Below are 16,415 nucleotides of genomic sequence, written 5' to 3'. Positions count from 1 at the left end.
TTCTGAAAATTAACATGCAAAAGGCGTTCAAAAAACTAATTTCGAACGCCTTTTGCATGCATAACCCCTAATTTTCTATTATTTGAGCAATTGATAAGCCTCTTCAATATTCTCTTGACAACCTTCTAAATCACAACAAACACCAATAGAGGTCTCTTTTCATATTACCTAATGTTTGGGATGACTCATGTTTTATGAAATGTACTTTTACTCAATAATTAATAAGTGATTTTTCTTTCCCTTTCCTAACAATAGATACTTCTCATTTAATAATATAAAGTCTACAATATGATTAGGGTCTGCGATTTTTGTCTTATTAATACTTAACGCATTGCCCTGAATGGCACGACGGGCTTCTCCTTTGGATGGATATACCTCACCATTGGTAGTTACCGATACCAAATCGGTAATATTAACACAAGTGTTGTATACTTCACGAGAAATGGTTGTTTGAGGCACTCCATCAAATACTGATAATATATCACTGTCGGACATACCTTGTAAGGTATCGAAAGTACCTTTTCCATACAATATTTCTGAAGCCTTTACTGCAACCTCATAAGCGTCTTCTGAATGTACTCGACAAGTTACATCTTTTGCCAATGCTTTTTGCATAATACGAAGATGCGGAGCTTCGGCGTGTTCTTTTTCGATAGCTTCTATTTCGTCTTTGGTAAACAACGTAAATACACGTAATAGTCTATGGCAATCGGCATCGGCGGCATTGAGCCAGAATTGATAAAACTGGTATGGGCTAGTCATACTGGCATCGAGCCATACATTACCAGACTCAGACTTACCAAATTTAGTACCATCGGCTTTGGTTACTAACGGTGTTGTTAAGGCAAATGCTTGATGTGTTAATTCTTCTGAGCCACCTTCTTTTCTACGAATGATTTCTGTACCTGTGGTAATATTGCCCCATTGGTCAGACCCTCCCATTTGTAAACGAACGTTTTTGTTTTTGTACAACCAGTAGAAATCGTATCCTTGTAATAACTGATACGAAAACTCGGTGAAGGAAATACCTGTTTCTAAACGCTTTTTTACGGAGTCTTTAGACATCATATAATTGACAGAAAGGTATTTTCCTGCTTCACGCAAAAAGCCTAAAAATGAAAAATCTTTAAACCAATCATAGTTATTAACTAACTCGGCTGAATTTTCGCCACAGTCAAAATCTAAAAACTTAGATAATTGCTTGCGTATACCTTCTTGATTAAATCGGAGTGTTTCTTCCGACAGGAAGCTTCTTTCGGCAGCCTTAAAAGAAGGGTCGCCAATCATACCTGTTGCACCTCCTACCAAAGCAATAGGTTTGTGTCCACATAATTGAAAATGCTTTAAAAGCATAATCGTTGCAAGATTACCAATATGAAGGGATGATGCAGTGGGGTCAAAACCAATATAAGCGGCTGTTATTTCTTTATTAAGTTGTTCTTCTGTACCGGGCATCACGTCGTGGAGCATTCCTCTCCAACGCAATTCTTCAATAAAATTCTTTTGCATTATTTGCTTAATAATTGTGTGAATAAGGGCCAAGCACTAAAAAATGCTCTTCTCTCAATATAACTAAGTTACAAAGTTAGAAGATATGCCTTATAATTCCTTATAGATTGTCTTTGATGATAATAGTAAGGAAGAAAATCTTTTAACAAATCCCATTTCTGACTGCCCATGCTACCATTCCAGCTACATTCTTTGTACCTGTTTTTTCCATAATACGGTTGCGGTGGCCTTCCACAGTACGGGCGCTTAAAAACAGTACTTCGGCAATTTGGGTGGTGGTCATTCCTTCACAAATAAATTTGAGTACTTCTAATTCTCGCTCCGACAAATCGATAGGAACAAATAATTTGGGGACTTCCTTCTTAATGGGCTTATTGGTAATTCTATTGTGCATAACTTTTACCAAGAATGGGCCATAATAGTAGTCTTCGGTAACAATTGTACGGATAGCTCGTTCAACTTCGTCGGGGTCGGCATCTTTCAGCAGATACCCGTTTGCTCCTAGCTCCATGAGACGAGTCACAAACTGGTCTTCGTCGTGCATAGAAATAACGATAATTTTGATTTCGGGATAAATGCGTTTGATTTGCTCGGTAGCTCTGATGCCGTCTAATATGGGCATTTGTAAATCCATCAAAATTACTTCTGGCTTTGTTGTACTAATGGCATTGATGAGGTCTTGACCGTTGGCAGCTTCCAACACCACCGTAAAGTCGTCATTCATATTAAGCAACGAAACCATTCCTCGACGAAACAAAGCATGATCATCAGCAATAGCAATACGTATTTTTTTTTCCATAATCTTTGTAAAATAGAAAATTTTAATTGGTTGGGACTGTTATCACAAAGCGAGAACCTTTGCCTTTGGCAACATCAATAATAATTCGACCATTGATTACACTCAGTCGGCTTTCTATGTTTTTCAGCCCAATGCCTCTATCAGGTTTATTAACCTCCTCTAGGTCGAAGCCAATACCATTATCTTGTACTTCTAAGATAAGGCTACCGTTGATTTCGGAAAGGTCTAAATCTATCATGGTAGCTTGGGCGTGTTTTAGGGCATTATTGACTAATTCTTGAGCAGAACGATATAGGGGTAGCTCTAGTTTTTTGTCATATCGTTTTTCGCCAGTGCTATAATGAAAAGTGATAGGCATACTGGCATGAGAAGTCATTTTCTGTGAAAAATCTTTTAGGGCTTCGATCAGGCCAAATTCATCTAAAGTACTAGGCATCAACTCCTTAGAAATACGTCTTACATTATTTAAGGCTTCATTGAGTAGCTCCTGTGTCTGATTGAGCAAAAAGGTTCGCTTATTTTCGTTGTCAACGTGTTTTGCAATTTGAGAAAGGCTCATTCGCGTAGCCGACAGCAATGTTCCAATATCGTCGTGCAAATCGCCGCCAATCTGACGACGCACCGATTCCTGAGAAACAATACTGGCTACCAACAACGACTGTTTGTATTCTTCCTCTAAGCGGTCAAAATTTTCTTTTTGTAATCTTTGCTTTCTATAGTACATCATTACAAAAACGATAATTGCCCCAACAGGCAGTAGCATCGCAATTGTACCAAGGATAATCACTTGTACCAAATCCATGTTCATACTTTTGATTCAAGTAATAATTAAAATAACGATTGAATATTATTCAAAGTAAACATTTAAACCCCAATAAAGAAAATCTCTTCTCTTTATTGGGGTTTAAGTGCCACTGACGTATCTATTCTCCACTTACGTTTAGGGAAATTTCAGATAAAATTATCGCTTTAATGTTATATTAAAGACACCGTGTTGGGTTGACTCATCAACTTCAAAATTTCACTGAATTATAAGCCAAATTTCTGTTTGGCGAGTCGATTGTGCAAAACATATACTAATACAATCACTGTAATAGAAAATATAACCATTACAGAAGTACCTATTTCGACAATTGATTTAATTGTTTGGGCGTCTTGCTGAACCATAAACCTAAAACTAAGAATAACCTGAAAACTAAAAGTAAAGCGTAGTAAATACTCCATAAATTCCTAAAAACCAACGACTTATTAAACATAATCACACTACTCATAATAAATACAAAGAGTGTACCTGCGTTGTATATCAATATCCCTGAACTAATCCAGTACATGGGATTAGAAGAGATTTTTGGGGTGTCTACAGACTGGAGAATACTAAAAAAATATATGAATACAATTATTACCAAAAATATGTTCGAAATACTATTGCCCAAAGCACTAAACTGATTGATATTTTCAAAGTTTCTTAAATGGCTAAATACTGCAATACTCAATATCAATACCATTATACCAATTACTATATTTTTCAGGGCTTGTTGCTGAAATACCTTATAAAAGGTAAGGGCTAAAAGCATAGACTCTATTGGGATAGAGAGATTTACAACAAAATGGTTTCGCATTCCTAACAGGTAAGTTCCCCATAGTGCAATTTCTACCGTAATTGAAAAACAGATGTAAATAAAGACTAACCTGAGTGGCTCTGATAAATATTTATAATATAATACCCCTACCACAAAAGCAGGAATAATAGCTAACGATGATAAATAGATTAGGAGTTCTTGTAATACCATTTCAACAAAAGTTATTATCAGTCGTCAAGCTTTATTGGAGGGATACAGTTTGGTGGGCAAAGTGGCCCGTCACAAACATAAGTTCCTAAACTTCCCCCGTCCTCATCTGTTGCTTCCAAGACCAATGTGTGAAGATTTTCTCCATCTCGTCCATGATGGATTTTAAGTCCCCCAAAGTTCTCTGTTTCTAATAACTTTTTCAATGTTTCTGCTGTAAAAAATTGAGAATGAACTTCATGCCCTTCTGCTTGGTATTTTTTTACATAATTAGTGGCCTCTGAAAATGCTTCTGGGTGTTCTGATGTTGTAATAAGTTTTGCCATAGTTGTGTATGATATTTAAAGTGTGTTGTATAGTTTTTGTAATTAATACGCTAAAACTATACAATCAACCTATCATAACCAAAAAACTCATATTAATTAGCGTATTATTACGTACAAAACAGGTATTTATACGCTAGTCAACTATGGTATTATGAGTAGTTACTTACCCTCCTTTTTCGTTACACCTTTTTTGAAAGCTGACCTACGTTCCAATACGCCAAGCCCATCAGTACTCGAAACAGAATCAGTACAAGGTAATATAGCCTACTTAATGTTTCGTGAGGAAGCCTTTGGGTATCAACAAAGTGCTGAGCAAAGGTAAATATGTAGACATTGCCAAAAGAGTATAACAGCAAGGCCAAACATATAATGAAAACTGGTGACGACGACAACTCTTTGGTTTCGAGGGTTCGTAGTAATTGAAATCCATACAAAATAATGTACATTACTGCCAGAGCGGCATACAACAAACAAAGATGTAAATTGAGTAGTTGAATACTCTCCAATACCTTGAATATATAAATAAAATAACCAAGTACTAGCAGTATTATTAACAACACCAATTGTCTAAACCAATAGGATTTGTAGAGGGTATAAAAAAACAGCGAAAAAAAGATAAACTCTAGTCCATTATAGAGATTAATTACGGCAAGGTTGGGTATATGCAAATAATAATAAGTAACCGTCCATATTTCAACAGCAACTGATAGGTATAAATAATAGGAAAGAACCTTGAGTGGCTTACTCAAGCTATGCCTATTTTGAAGACAAAATATCAAAGGCAATAACACAGAGGAGGACGAGGTTATTATCAGGGCATTTTCAATCATTGTATGCTAAATCAATTCTAGAACTATTTTAAAAAGTACTCTATTTCGACACTCACGTTGATGATTAGGCTACGAAGCTACCACATTATTACAGAGTTTTGTCTGGTAGGAGGATAAAACAGGTATTTTTACACTGCAAAACAGGTATTTATACGTATATAGTTTTAATGAATTTATTTGTTATTTGCAAAAATATGCTCTTGCTTCAATCCGTTATCCAACAAACCACGTAGCTTGTTCTATAAACGTGGTATCTCGACTTGTAGGTCACAAAAAATAACAAAAATTTGATCTGTCAGTACCCGATTATTTGGTATATTAATACTATTCTTCCACCATAAAAACCTTAATCTATGAGAACTCTATATTTAATTGTATTAGCAATTCTTGCTTCGGGCGTTTTGTATTCTTTCAAAAGAAAGACCAGTAATGATGACAAATTCAACATATAAATTTTATACTAAAAACATGGGGCATTCCAAATTTAGTGAATGGTGAGCGAGTGTGTGAGTATTTTTGAAGATGATTTTCACTAGTAAAAACGCAATGCTTTGCGGCTAAAGAGGTGTCGTTTAACAAAAGGCGTTCGAAGTTAGTTTTTCGAACGCCTTTTGCATGAATAGCTTCTAAATTTCTCTTATTTGGGTAATTGATAAGCCTCATCAATCTTCACTTGACGGCATTATGAATCACAATAAGCACCAATAGTGGGTATCTTTTAATAGTACCTAAAATTTGAGATGACTCCTGTTTTAATCAGTACACTCCATCATCAAAAGATCGCCTTCTTTGTATTGAATACTTATAAAGCCATCTTCTTCGACTTCGTTGCTACTGCCAGTTCGATAGCCCAACGTTAGGCTTTCATCATACAAATTATATTTGAGCCCTTGGGTTACAATACCACTCACCACACCCACAGGAATCAATGAAATAGGCGTTGCTTTGGTATACCATTTTTGAAATTGATAAGGTAATAAAAAGATTTTTGAATAGTCGTCTATAATAACAATCTTTAGTTTATCCCTAAACCGCACCACATTGGTAATGTTGGTCATTGTGTGGTCGGCTCGGCGACCTGTTGCCCATATAACATTGGCGGCAGGAAAGCCTCGCTCTACCAAATACTCAAAGGCTTTTTCTAAATCATGTTTTTCTTGGTCGGGTGTATGTACAATTTCGAGAGGGTATTGTAACTGTCTGATTGTATCAAGGTCTAGCTCTCTATCAAAGTCGCCCAACAAAACATCGACTTTAATACCAAGCTCCAACACCCGATGAATCGCCGAGTCTAAAACTACTACCAAAGGCGACCATTCTAGCAACTGCCCCAGTAGCTCTGGATGGCAGGCTTCGCCATTGGCTATGATAAGGGCAGGCTCTTGTTCGTCTCTGATGATATGATGTGATGACATATTTATGCTATTTTGTCGCCTAAGTCCAAAAGCGTTTTTACAAATGCCTCAGGCGTATTAATATTGTTCAAAACCTTGGGGTCGCTTACGGCAATCAAGGCTATATCTTGTTGTTGTAAAACCCTCAATGCCGATTTTCGACCTGCCCGATAGGCTTCCAATAAAAATGGATAAATACTAGGCTCATAAATGGTAATTAGAGGCTCAGGAAAATGTTCTTGCGGGTTTTCAAAAGCTGTTGCTTTTTTAGTAGCATCACGCTTGTCCAATAGCTCGGTAATGGTTTCGGCCTTTATATAAGGCATATCACAAGCTATTACGAGCCAAGCAGTATCAGGATTTTGCTGAAAAGCCGACAATATACCTACCATAGGGCTATTAATTTCTATGAAAGTATCTCGAATAAAAGGCAACGAACTTTCTTGATGGACATTGATCGACACAAAAACTTCTGTACAAAAAGGTTTTAGCATATTGTACAAATACACTTCTTGGCTTTGCCCATGATAATTGAGCAACCGTTTCTCCTCTCCCATTCTGGAGCTTTGCCCACCCGATAATATCAGTCCATTTATCATACTTTGTAGTCGCTTTTTCCTCCTGTTTTTATCATTAATTTTGTTTCCTTAATAACTAAATCATGCGAGAAAGCCTTACACATATCGTACACTGTCAAGGCGGCAATACTTGCCCCTGTTAGGGCTTCCATTTCTACGCCTGTTTTGGCTGTTAGCGAACACGTACAATTGATAATTACCTCCAGTCCTTGTACTTCGATATTGAACTTACAAGAATCTAAGCCTAAAGGATGACATAGCGGAATAAGCTCGGCTGTTTTTTTAGCACCCATTGTACCAGCAATAATAGCCGTTTGAAATACAGCCCCTTTCTTGGTTTGAATATCGCCATTGGTTAATTGTGCTATAATTTCGGGAGTCAATACCACTATACTTCTAGCGGTAGCGGTACGCTTGGTAATAGCTTTTTCAGATACATCGACCATCGATGGGTTGTGTTGGGTATCTAAATGGGTAAATGTTTTATCTACAGGATTTTCGGTTGTCATATTCTATTTGTTTTTGCAAAAATACAGGTAGAACACGCAAAAGATAGAGCAAATTATAGAAATTTGTCGGAAGCAACCTTGCCTTTGTCCAAAACACAAATAGAGGTTATTGAAAAAGCCTTTTATTATTAACACTAACTTAATCTCAAATATGATTTCTGTAGAAGAAGCTTTTCAGATTGTTTTGCAACATCCTTTTTGTTCACAACCCGAACCTGTGGCTTTATTAGATGCTAGCAATCGGATTTTGGCAGAAGATATTGTGGCCGATAGAGACTTTCCGCCTTTCAATCGGGTAGCTATGGATGGTATTGCGTTTCTCTTAGAGGCAATCAATCCAAGCGAAATAGTCCTTGAAAATACCCAATATGCAGGCGAAAGTCAAAAATCACTTCTTGATACCAAAGCGTGCTTAGAGGTAATGACGGGAGCTGTTTTACCTTTGGGATGCGATACTGTAGTACGATACGAAGATGTTGCATTCTTTGAAAAAGACGAACAAAAGTTTGCTAGCATAACGATTCCTTTTGATGAACTAAAAAAAGGGCAAAATATCCATCAACAAGGTATCGACAAACAACAGGGACAACGCCTACTAGCCAAAGGCACTAAAATTAGTCCAGCCGAGATAGCTGTAATTGCCTCGGTGGGAAAACCCTTTGTACTGGTAGAATCATTGCCCAAAGTAGCCGTTATTTCAACAGGCGACGAGCTTGTCGAGATAAATACACAACCACAGCCTCATCAGATTCGGATGTCCAATTCTTATATGTTGGCCAGTGCGTTGAGTATAGCAGGCATACGTGCCAACCTTTTTCACCTCATCGACCACAAAGAGCTATTAAGCCAAAAGCTTAGCGAAATCTTGGCTTTGCACGATATTATTTTGCTCAGTGGTGGCGTTTCGGTAGGTAAAAAAGATTTTGTACCCGAAATATTGAGTCGGTTAGGTGTGCAAAAACTTTTTCATAAAGTAGCTCAAAAGCCAGGCAAACCTTTCTGGTTTGGGGTTCAGCAAAATGAGGCTGGCCAAACTACTAAGCATCTTTTTGCTCTTCCTGGCAATCCTGTTTCTACCTTTTTGTGTTTTACCAAATACGCTTTGCCTATTATTAAGCAAGCCTTACCCAAATACGAAGAAGTGATTTTGGCTAAATCGGTATTTTTTAAGCCTCCACTTACCTATTTTGCCCCAGCCAAGGTATATTTTGAAAACGGCCAAATATTGGCTATTCCATTTGAGGGAAGTGGCTCGGCCGACTTTGCCAATTTGACCGAATGCGATGGTTTTGTAGAACTTTCGCCTGAAAAACAGGAATTCATACAAGGAGAGATAGTAAAATTCATCCGTTTTCGTTAATTTGAATACATAATTTCTTTTTGTTTATCTGGCATTTAAAACACATTTTGACTTCATCCAAACCCATTATTACATGCAACTTATCTTACATAGCTTTCAATTACCCCTCAAACACACATTTACGATTACACACGAGTCGAGAGATATACAACCTACCTTGATAGTTGAATTAAAAGATGGCAATTTTAGTGGCTTTGGCGAAGCCACCGAAACGCCCTATTATGGCGTAACAATTCCGAAAATGATAGCTCAGCTAGAGGCCATTCGCCCTATAATAGAGCAATACGACCTCAAAGACCCTAAACAATTTTGGCAAGATATGTTCCCTCATTTGGAAGACGAACACCCTTTTGCTTTGTGTGCTTTAGATATTGCGGCTAATGACCTTTGGGCCAAAAAACTCAAACTACCCTTGTATCAGGCATGGGGATTAGAAACCAGCAAAAATCCTATTACGGATTATACCATTGGTATAGATACTATCGAGAAAATGGTTTCTAAAATGAAAGAAATGCCCTTTCCTTTATATAAAATCAAATTAGGAACAAAAGAAGACATCAGGATTGTCCAAGAACTACGTAAACATACCGACGCAGTATTTAGGGTAGATGCCAATACCGCTTGGGGTGTTGAAGAAACCATCCAAAATGCTATTGCCTTAAAAGAATTGGGGGTAGAGTTTATTGAACAACCCATGAAAGCCGATAATTGGGAGGGAATGAAAAAGGTTTTTGCAGCATCTGTTTTACCTATTATTGCCGACGAAAGCTGTATTGTAGAAGAGGATGTAGCTCGTTGCTATGGATTTTTTCATGGTGTAAATGTCAAATTAATGAAATGCGGAGGCCTTACTCCTGCCCTTCGTATGATTGCTCATGCCAAACAAATAGGCTTGAAAGTAATGGTAGGCTGCATGACCGAGTCGAATGTGGGTTGTTCGGCGATTGCTCAGCTATTGCCTTTACTAGATTATGTCGACATGGATGGTATTTTGCTTGTTGATGACCAAATTTCAACAGGTGTTACTATCGACTTTGGCAAGGTTATTTATGCCCAAGAAAACGGTACAGGAGCTAATCTGATAGCATAATACAAGGCAAAGGCATAACGAATTTTGGCTAATATAATGCCTTTGCCTCGTACTTTCATTTATTGAAGTAATTCCTCAACTACCTAGCGTATGACTTTTTACACAAAAATACTTCCTAGTAATACACTTTGCACACAAAACCAATCTTACCTTTGGTTTAGTGGTACAGGGTATTTGGGAATGGCTCATCACCCTATTTTCAAACAACACTTTGTGGAAGCCATAGAACAATTAGGTACTTCGTGGGGAAGCTCTCGCAACAATACTGTACGCTTAGAGGTTTATGATATAGCTGAACAAGCCCTTGCTAGTTTTTTTGATGCACCAGCCAGTCTAACAGTAGCATCGGGTATGTGGGCAGGGCAACTCGCTCAGAAGTTTTGGCAACTACAAGGCTATAGTTTTGAATATGCCCCCAAAACCCACCCTGCACTTTGGACAGACAATAGCTATATTCCAACAATTAAGTATGCAGAATGGGCCGAGCGTATTTCTGAAAAAATACGTCATCATGCTTCTTCCAAAATAGTTATTTGCTCAGACTCGGTAGGTTCGCCTTATGTAGAAGCCTATTCGTTTGATTGGATACAGCAACTGCCCCCCAACAAAGAAATAGTTGTAATTATTGATGCCTCTCATAGCTTAGGCATACAAAACCTCAATGATTTATTGGCAAGTAGCCCTATCTTTGAAACAAATAGTAATGTAAATATCCTGATTACCAGTTCGCTCAACAAAGCTATGGGAATGACTGGCGGTATTATTTTGGGCAATGTAAGTATTTTGCAACAAATAAAAAGTACGCCGATGTTTTCGGGGGCTTCGCCAATGATGCCTGCATTACTCAAGGCATTTACACAGTCGACAGGTATTTATAAGTTACAAAAACAAATCCTTTTACAACGAATCGAGCTATTTAATCAATTACTCGAAACAGATTATCTGGACAGTATTCGGGCCTATCCGGCGTACTGCACGCATCGAGAAGGCTTGCACGAATACCTCCTCGAAAATGGTATTATGACTTCGTGTTTTCCATATCCAACGGTACACGACCAGCCTGTAAGCAGATTAGTCATTAGTGCCTTGCACCACGAAGACGATATTCGTCTATTAGCCAAACATTGTAACGAGTTTAGCTCCTAATAGTAGTTAACAATAAACCCTTTAGCAAATAAGTGTACTCTATAAAAATACCTCCAACAAATACTGTATTTATCAAACACTTAATCACTCATTTGCTCAATAACTTATTACCACGGATAGAATTACCTTGTAAAACTATTTTTCTTATGAAAAAAACGATAAGCAAAATCTTGGCACTTTTGGCTATGTCAACTACCTTATATTCACAAAAAATAGATGCACAATTGCTCCCTGAACTGATGAAATCGCAACCCGAAAAATTTCAGTTTATACTAGACAATGCCGACCGCCTCCGTGTTCAGATTCTATATACACAAATTAACCGAGATGCCTTCAACCGACCATCTTTTCAGTCTTATGGCTTTAGAATCAATCCCAATGAATATTTCTACCCTGCCAGCACCGTAAAATTTCCTGCTAGCTTATTGGCTTTAGAAAAAATCAATCAGTTGCATAGAAAAGGGCTTACCAAAAATACGCCTATGCTTACTGAAGCTACTTTTGAAAGGCATACCCCCGCCAAAACCGATACCACAGCCCCTAATGGCCTACCTTCGGTAGCTCATTATATCAAAAAGATTTTGATGGTATCCGACAATGACGCTTTCAATCGCTTGTACGAGCTTATAGGACAAGAGGGTTTTAATGAAGCTCTTCGCAAAAAAGGCTATAATCAAACCCGGATTGTTCATCGATTGCAGGTAGGTATGAATGCCGAACAAAACCGCCATACCAATCCCATTTCGTTTGTCGATAATCAACAGGTTGTGTACGAACAGCCTATGGTTACTACTACTAAAAACTATTTTCCGAGTACGCCTATCAAGCTTGGTAAAGGGTATTACAATGACGATAATTTAGTAAATGAACCTTTAGACTTTACTCAAAAAAACTTTTTCCCACTACTCGAACAACAGGGTATTCTTCGTTCTGTACTATTTCCAAAATCTGTAAAAAAAGAACAACGCTTTGACCTAAAGCCCGACGATTATCAGTTGATTTATAAATATATGTCGCAAATGCCAACGGAAAGTACTTTCCCTAACTACAACACCAAAGAATACTGGCCTACTTATTGTAAGTTTTTGATGTATGGAAGCGACCAAAATGCCCAGATAAATCCTAATATGAGAATTTTCAACAAAGTAGGCGATGCTTATGGCTTTTTGCTAGACAATGCCTATATCGTTGATTTTGATAAAGGGGTTGAATTTATGCTCACTACCGTTATTTTATGCAATGAAGACCAGGTTTTTAATGATGATAAATACGATTATGAAACCATAGGTTTTCCATTTATGAAAAACCTAGGCGAACTTATCTATCAATACGAACTAAAACGTCCTAAAAAACACCTTCCTAAATTACACAAATTTAAGATGACCTACGACAAATAGCTTTCGGCATAGTATTTGAAGTTTTGTTTGGGTATTCTTAACAAACTTACGTATCATGAGATTACTCTTTTTATTATTTGCATGGGCAATAACATGCCTATTTTCGGTAGCCAATCCTGGAAAAAGTAAATTATCCAAACGAACACGAGCCGACTCTACAATTACCCAAATTATTGACCAATTCAACCATAGATTTGCACCTGACAAACGAACTGCTATTTTTCAGATAGATGCCTACCAACAAAAGGGGCAATTAATACTAACAGGAAAAACCAATTTAATTGGTGCAAAAAGTTTTTTGCTTGAACGTCTCAAAGCTGAAAAACTTGAGATTATAGACCAAATCAAAACACTTCCCTCGCCTGATTTGGGCGGAAAAACTTGGGGCTTGGTCGAGGTTTCTGTTTGTAATATTAGGTATTCGCCACGCCATTCGGGCGAAATGGCTTCGCAGGCACTGATGGGTACACCTGTCAGGATTTTGGAAAGAGAAGATAATGGCTGGTTGTTAATTCAAACACCTGATAATTATATTGCGTGGGTAGACAGAGGGGCTATTACGGGTATTACAACCTCACAATACGAACAATGGAAAGCTAAAGCTAAGGTGATTTTTACTCGTTCTTATGGATTTGTTTATAGCGAACCCAACGAAGATTCTCAAACGGTTTCGGATATGGTGGCAGGCTGTATTGTTGAACTAAGAGCCGAAAACGACTTTTTTTATGAAGTACTATTACCCGATAACCGCCTTGGGTATATTGCTAAAAAAGAGGCGAGTATGTATAACAACTGGGTATCGAACCTCAAAATAACAGATGACGCTTTGGTAAAAACAGCCAAACGACTTATGGGTGTTCCTTATCTTTGGGGAGGCACTTCGTTTAAAGGGGTTGATTGTAGTGGTTTTACCAAAACAGTTTATTTTCTCAATGGTATACTTCTTCCTCGTGATGCCTCACAGCAGGTAATGATAGGCGAAACCATCGACAAAAATGGTAATTGGGGTAATTTGAAAGAAGGTGATTTATTGTTTTTTGGAGAAAAAAGAGAGGATGGTTCGGAGCGAGTTGTACATGTGGGAATGTGGATTGGAAACAACGAGTTTATTCATGCTTCCGACAAAGTACGCATTGGCAGTATGAACCCTAGTGAATCTAACTACGACGAATACAATAGTAAACGTTACTTACGTGCCAAAAGAATCCTTAAAACCAATATGCAAGGACTTATCAAATTAAAACCTAATGGTATTTATCAGTAGCCATAAAACATGAGCTATCCCAAATTATAGGATAATTTAAAATAGATACCATTTCATAAAAGGTAGCCATTTATTGATTTTTAATCAAACAAGGCGGTCGAAATTAGTTTTCGACCGCCTTGTTTGATTAAAAAATTCGGAATGACTCATGTTTGTTTAGGATTGAACAAAGTTATTCAGCTCCAAACAAGCCTTTCACTTTACTCCACACGCCCGAAGCAGCTTCTTTAGCCTCTTCTATTTTTTCGGCAGCGGCTTCCTGAATATCTTCGAGTTTTTCGGCGGCAGCTTCCTGTATGTCTTCAAGTTTTTCGCTTGCTTCAGCTTTTAATGCTTCGGCTTTAGCAGAAAGGTCACCTCCTACAAGTTCTTCGATTTTATCTTCTACAGCATCCAGTTTTTCAGAAACTACCGCAGAAACCTCATCTATTTTAGCATCAGCAATATCTGCAATGGCATCTAGTTTGGCTTCGGCTGTTTCAGCAAACTCAGTAGCTTTTGCTTTTACATCAATACCTGTTGATTCTTTTATTTTTTCGCCTGCTGCATCGGCCAAGCTTTCTATCTTTTCTACAGCAGAGTCTTTTAAATTTTCTAACTGACTTTTGGTTGGTTCTGTTTCTTTGTTTTCCATGACAATATGTTGATTGGGTTGTGATATAAGACGTTAAGGAATATTTCTTTTCAATTTACGATTAAACTTCCTATAAATCAAGCACTTTTGTGACATATATCATAGATAAAAGTCACTTTTCAGGCCTCCTTTTTCCGAAAAGCATACCACAAAACAATACATCCAAACAACACACCTGGGATACTCAACCATTGCCCCATATTCAAGCTCATATTATTTTCAAAACCTACTTGATTCTCTTTGATAAACTCGTAGAAGAAACGTAAAACAAATAATACTACCATAAATACACCTGTCATAAGTCCTTCACGTGTTTTTTCTTTCTTCTTGTTCCAAATTAAAACCAGAATAACAAACAATACAATACACGACAAGGCTTCGTACAACTGAGCAGGATGACGAGGAACAACCGAAAAGTAATCGTGGCCTAGAGATGGGTCATTATAAAACTTAAATGCCCAAGGTACATCGGTTTGTTTGCCTACTATTTCGGAGTTCATCAAATTACCAAGGCGAATACAAGCCCCACCCAATGCTACAGTAGGTACAATGCGGTCGGTTACGTACAAATAACTTTGGTCTTTGTGTTTACGAACGTACAAATAAAAGGCGATAAATAAGCCTATTGCTGCTCCATGACTGGCCAAGCCAGCATACGGAGGAGTTATCATGCTCATAAAGAAACGTCCGGGGTTGTCCAATAGCATTGGGTATTCATAAAAGAAATAATGCCCCATTCTGGCACCCAATACTGTAGCCAGCATAGCATACATGAGTAATTCGTCGGCTTGTTCAATAGGACGGCCTTCCTTTTTGAAAAAATAGCTTAGTACCTGATAGCCCAACAAAAAGGCCATAGCAAACATAAGGCCGTACCAACGTATCGGAAAACCACCGATTAGAGGAAGCCATTGGGGTAATGAAAAAATTTCAGAGGACGTATACCAATCAATATAAGCTAACATTCAATTATATATTTTTAGGGTTATTATAAATACTAAAGTTGTTGGACTAATGAGTCGCAAAGGAGAATAATAAATTTCAAAAATACGTCTTTTATTCAAAAAATACATTGCCCCCCATAATTAAGACTTTGCATTGAGAATTTATAAACTCAAAAAAGCCTCGATACCACCTTCTAGGTTTTTGACACCGACAAAGCCTTTTTTCGATAAAATTGTCACAGCAATTTTGCTCTGCAATCCTGTATAACAAATCACGATCACCTCCTGATTTTTGAGGGTTTCGTAGGCTTCCATACGCTCAAAGAGGCTTTCAAAAGGAATATGGATCCCCCCTAGATCAAACTCTTCAATCTCGTCGGGGGTTCTAATGTCCAATATATTGAGGCTACTTAATCGTTCTTTAAATTCTTCTGCCGAAATACTGTTCATTTTTTTGGGGGGTATTCAAAGTAAAATGGTTCAAGCCTTCGCCTGAACCATGCTAAAATGTATGATATTCAATACATTAATTACCTAGTCTAATTCATTGTAAGCCAGAATACCACCAATTACATTACGAACATTGGTGAACCCTTGACTTTCCATAAATGCTTTGGCACGTCCAGAACGAGCCCCTGAGCGACAATGTACTACTACTTCGGCATCTTTCCATGCTTCGATTTCGTCCAAACGGTCGGGGAGTTCGCCTAATGGAATCAATTTTGCTCCTAGATTTTGTTCATCAAATTCATATTCTTCTCTTACATCAAGGAAGTTAAATTGTTCGCCGGCATCGAGGCGTTGTTTTAATTCTTCTACAGTTATATCCATTTTTTGATTAAGATTTA

General features: G+C 37.7%; 18 protein-coding genes. 5 read left to right on the top strand and 13 right to left on the bottom strand.

Features of this window, described 5'->3' with window-relative positions; all coding sequences use genetic code 11:
* Positions 1–207 precede the first annotated feature (207 nt).
* The 9 genes from tyrS to moaC form a co-directional block, all read right to left on the bottom strand.
* Positions 208–1,509, bottom strand: coding sequence for a tyrosine--tRNA ligase (gene tyrS / locus FLEMA_RS0103395; RefSeq protein WP_026994251.1), 1,302 nt, complete (start codon positions 1,507–1,509; stop codon positions 208–210).
* A gap of 142 nt (positions 1,510–1,651) precedes the next feature.
* Positions 1,652–2,308: a response regulator transcription factor gene (locus FLEMA_RS0103390; protein ID WP_044170721.1), complete on the bottom strand. Its 657-nt coding sequence runs from the start codon at positions 2,306–2,308 to the stop codon at positions 1,652–1,654.
* A 22-nt stretch (positions 2,309–2,330) separates the two neighbouring features.
* A complete protein-coding gene (locus tag FLEMA_RS0103385) occupies positions 2,331–3,116 on the bottom strand; it encodes a sensor histidine kinase (protein WP_081681250.1) in 786 nt (261 codons plus the stop codon).
* Positions 3,117–3,337: 221 nt separating this feature from the next.
* Positions 3,338–3,532 (bottom strand): hypothetical protein, encoded by a 195-nt coding sequence (locus tag FLEMA_RS76720; protein WP_144080032.1) that lies wholly within the window; start codon positions 3,530–3,532, stop codon positions 3,338–3,340.
* 583 nt (positions 3,533–4,115) lie between these two features.
* Positions 4,116–4,421: a hypothetical protein gene (locus FLEMA_RS0103375; RefSeq protein ID WP_026994247.1), complete on the bottom strand. Its 306-nt coding sequence runs from the start codon at positions 4,419–4,421 to the stop codon at positions 4,116–4,118.
* A 179-nt stretch (positions 4,422–4,600) separates the two neighbouring features.
* Positions 4,601–5,170: a hypothetical protein gene (locus tag FLEMA_RS0103370; RefSeq protein WP_026994246.1), complete on the bottom strand. Its 570-nt coding sequence runs from the start codon at positions 5,168–5,170 to the stop codon at positions 4,601–4,603.
* Positions 5,171–6,003: 833 nt separating this feature from the next.
* A complete protein-coding gene (locus tag FLEMA_RS0103365) occupies positions 6,004–6,666 on the bottom strand; it encodes a thiamine diphosphokinase (protein WP_026994245.1) in 663 nt (220 codons plus the stop codon).
* Between the two features lie 2 nt (positions 6,667–6,668).
* Positions 6,669–7,244 carry an NTP transferase domain-containing protein gene (locus FLEMA_RS67355; protein WP_044170716.1) on the bottom strand — a complete coding sequence of 192 codons (576 nt, stop codon included), beginning with the start codon at positions 7,242–7,244 and terminating at the stop codon, positions 6,669–6,671.
* Entirely contained in the window at positions 7,241–7,732 is a 492-nt protein-coding gene (moaC, locus tag FLEMA_RS0103355) for a cyclic pyranopterin monophosphate synthase MoaC (protein ID WP_026994244.1), read from the bottom strand. The genes FLEMA_RS67355 and moaC overlap by 4 nt, the downstream gene beginning before the upstream one ends.
* Before the next feature lie 151 nt (positions 7,733–7,883).
* On the opposite strand from moaC, the gene FLEMA_RS0103350 reads away from it, so the two are divergent.
* The 5 genes from FLEMA_RS0103350 to FLEMA_RS67350 all read left to right on the top strand — a co-directional run bounded on the left by FLEMA_RS0103350 (position 7,884) and on the right by FLEMA_RS67350 (position 13,989).
* Positions 7,884–9,092, top strand: a complete 1,209-nt coding sequence (locus FLEMA_RS0103350) for a molybdopterin molybdotransferase MoeA (protein ID WP_026994243.1) — start codon at positions 7,884–7,886, stop codon at positions 9,090–9,092.
* Positions 9,093–9,165: 73 nt separating this feature from the next.
* Positions 9,166–10,182: a dipeptide epimerase gene (locus FLEMA_RS0103345; RefSeq protein ID WP_026994242.1), complete on the top strand. Its 1,017-nt coding sequence runs from the start codon at positions 9,166–9,168 to the stop codon at positions 10,180–10,182.
* Positions 10,183–10,272: 90 nt separating this feature from the next.
* Positions 10,273–11,328 (top strand): aminotransferase class I/II-fold pyridoxal phosphate-dependent enzyme, encoded by a 1,056-nt coding sequence (locus FLEMA_RS0103340; RefSeq protein ID WP_026994241.1) that lies wholly within the window; start codon positions 10,273–10,275, stop codon positions 11,326–11,328.
* Between the two features lie 146 nt (positions 11,329–11,474).
* Positions 11,475–12,725, top strand: coding sequence for a serine hydrolase (locus FLEMA_RS0103335; RefSeq protein ID WP_026994240.1), 1,251 nt, complete (start codon positions 11,475–11,477; stop codon positions 12,723–12,725).
* 55 nt (positions 12,726–12,780) lie between these two features.
* The gene (locus FLEMA_RS67350; protein WP_081681249.1) at positions 12,781–13,989 is read left to right on the top strand and encodes a C40 family peptidase; all 1,209 of its coding nucleotides are present in this window, start codon (positions 12,781–12,783) and stop codon (positions 13,987–13,989) included.
* Positions 13,990–14,161: 172 nt separating this feature from the next.
* On the opposite strand, the gene FLEMA_RS0103325 is transcribed toward FLEMA_RS67350, so the two are convergent.
* The 4 genes from FLEMA_RS0103325 to FLEMA_RS0103310 all read right to left on the bottom strand — a co-directional run bounded on the left by FLEMA_RS0103325 (position 14,162) and on the right by FLEMA_RS0103310 (position 16,398).
* Entirely contained in the window at positions 14,162–14,623 is a 462-nt protein-coding gene (locus FLEMA_RS0103325) for a hypothetical protein (RefSeq protein WP_026994239.1), read from the bottom strand.
* A gap of 119 nt (positions 14,624–14,742) precedes the next feature.
* Positions 14,743–15,588 carry a prolipoprotein diacylglyceryl transferase gene (lgt, locus tag FLEMA_RS67345; RefSeq protein ID WP_044170714.1) on the bottom strand — a complete coding sequence of 282 codons (846 nt, stop codon included), beginning with the start codon at positions 15,586–15,588 and terminating at the stop codon, positions 14,743–14,745.
* 141 nt (positions 15,589–15,729) lie between these two features.
* Positions 15,730–16,017 carry a rhodanese-like domain-containing protein gene (locus FLEMA_RS0103315; RefSeq protein ID WP_026994238.1) on the bottom strand — a complete coding sequence of 96 codons (288 nt, stop codon included), beginning with the start codon at positions 16,015–16,017 and terminating at the stop codon, positions 15,730–15,732.
* Positions 16,018–16,101: 84 nt separating this feature from the next.
* Positions 16,102–16,398 (bottom strand): rhodanese-like domain-containing protein, encoded by a 297-nt coding sequence (locus tag FLEMA_RS0103310; protein WP_026994237.1) that lies wholly within the window; start codon positions 16,396–16,398, stop codon positions 16,102–16,104.
* Positions 16,399–16,415: the final 17 nt, after the last annotated feature.

Source organism: Flectobacillus major DSM 103, from assembly GCF_000427405.1.
Classification (GTDB): Bacteria; Bacteroidota; Bacteroidia; order Cytophagales; family Spirosomataceae; genus Flectobacillus; species Flectobacillus major.
Note: the sequence above shows the minus strand (reverse complement) of the source record. Positions and strands in the feature narration are given on the sequence as shown.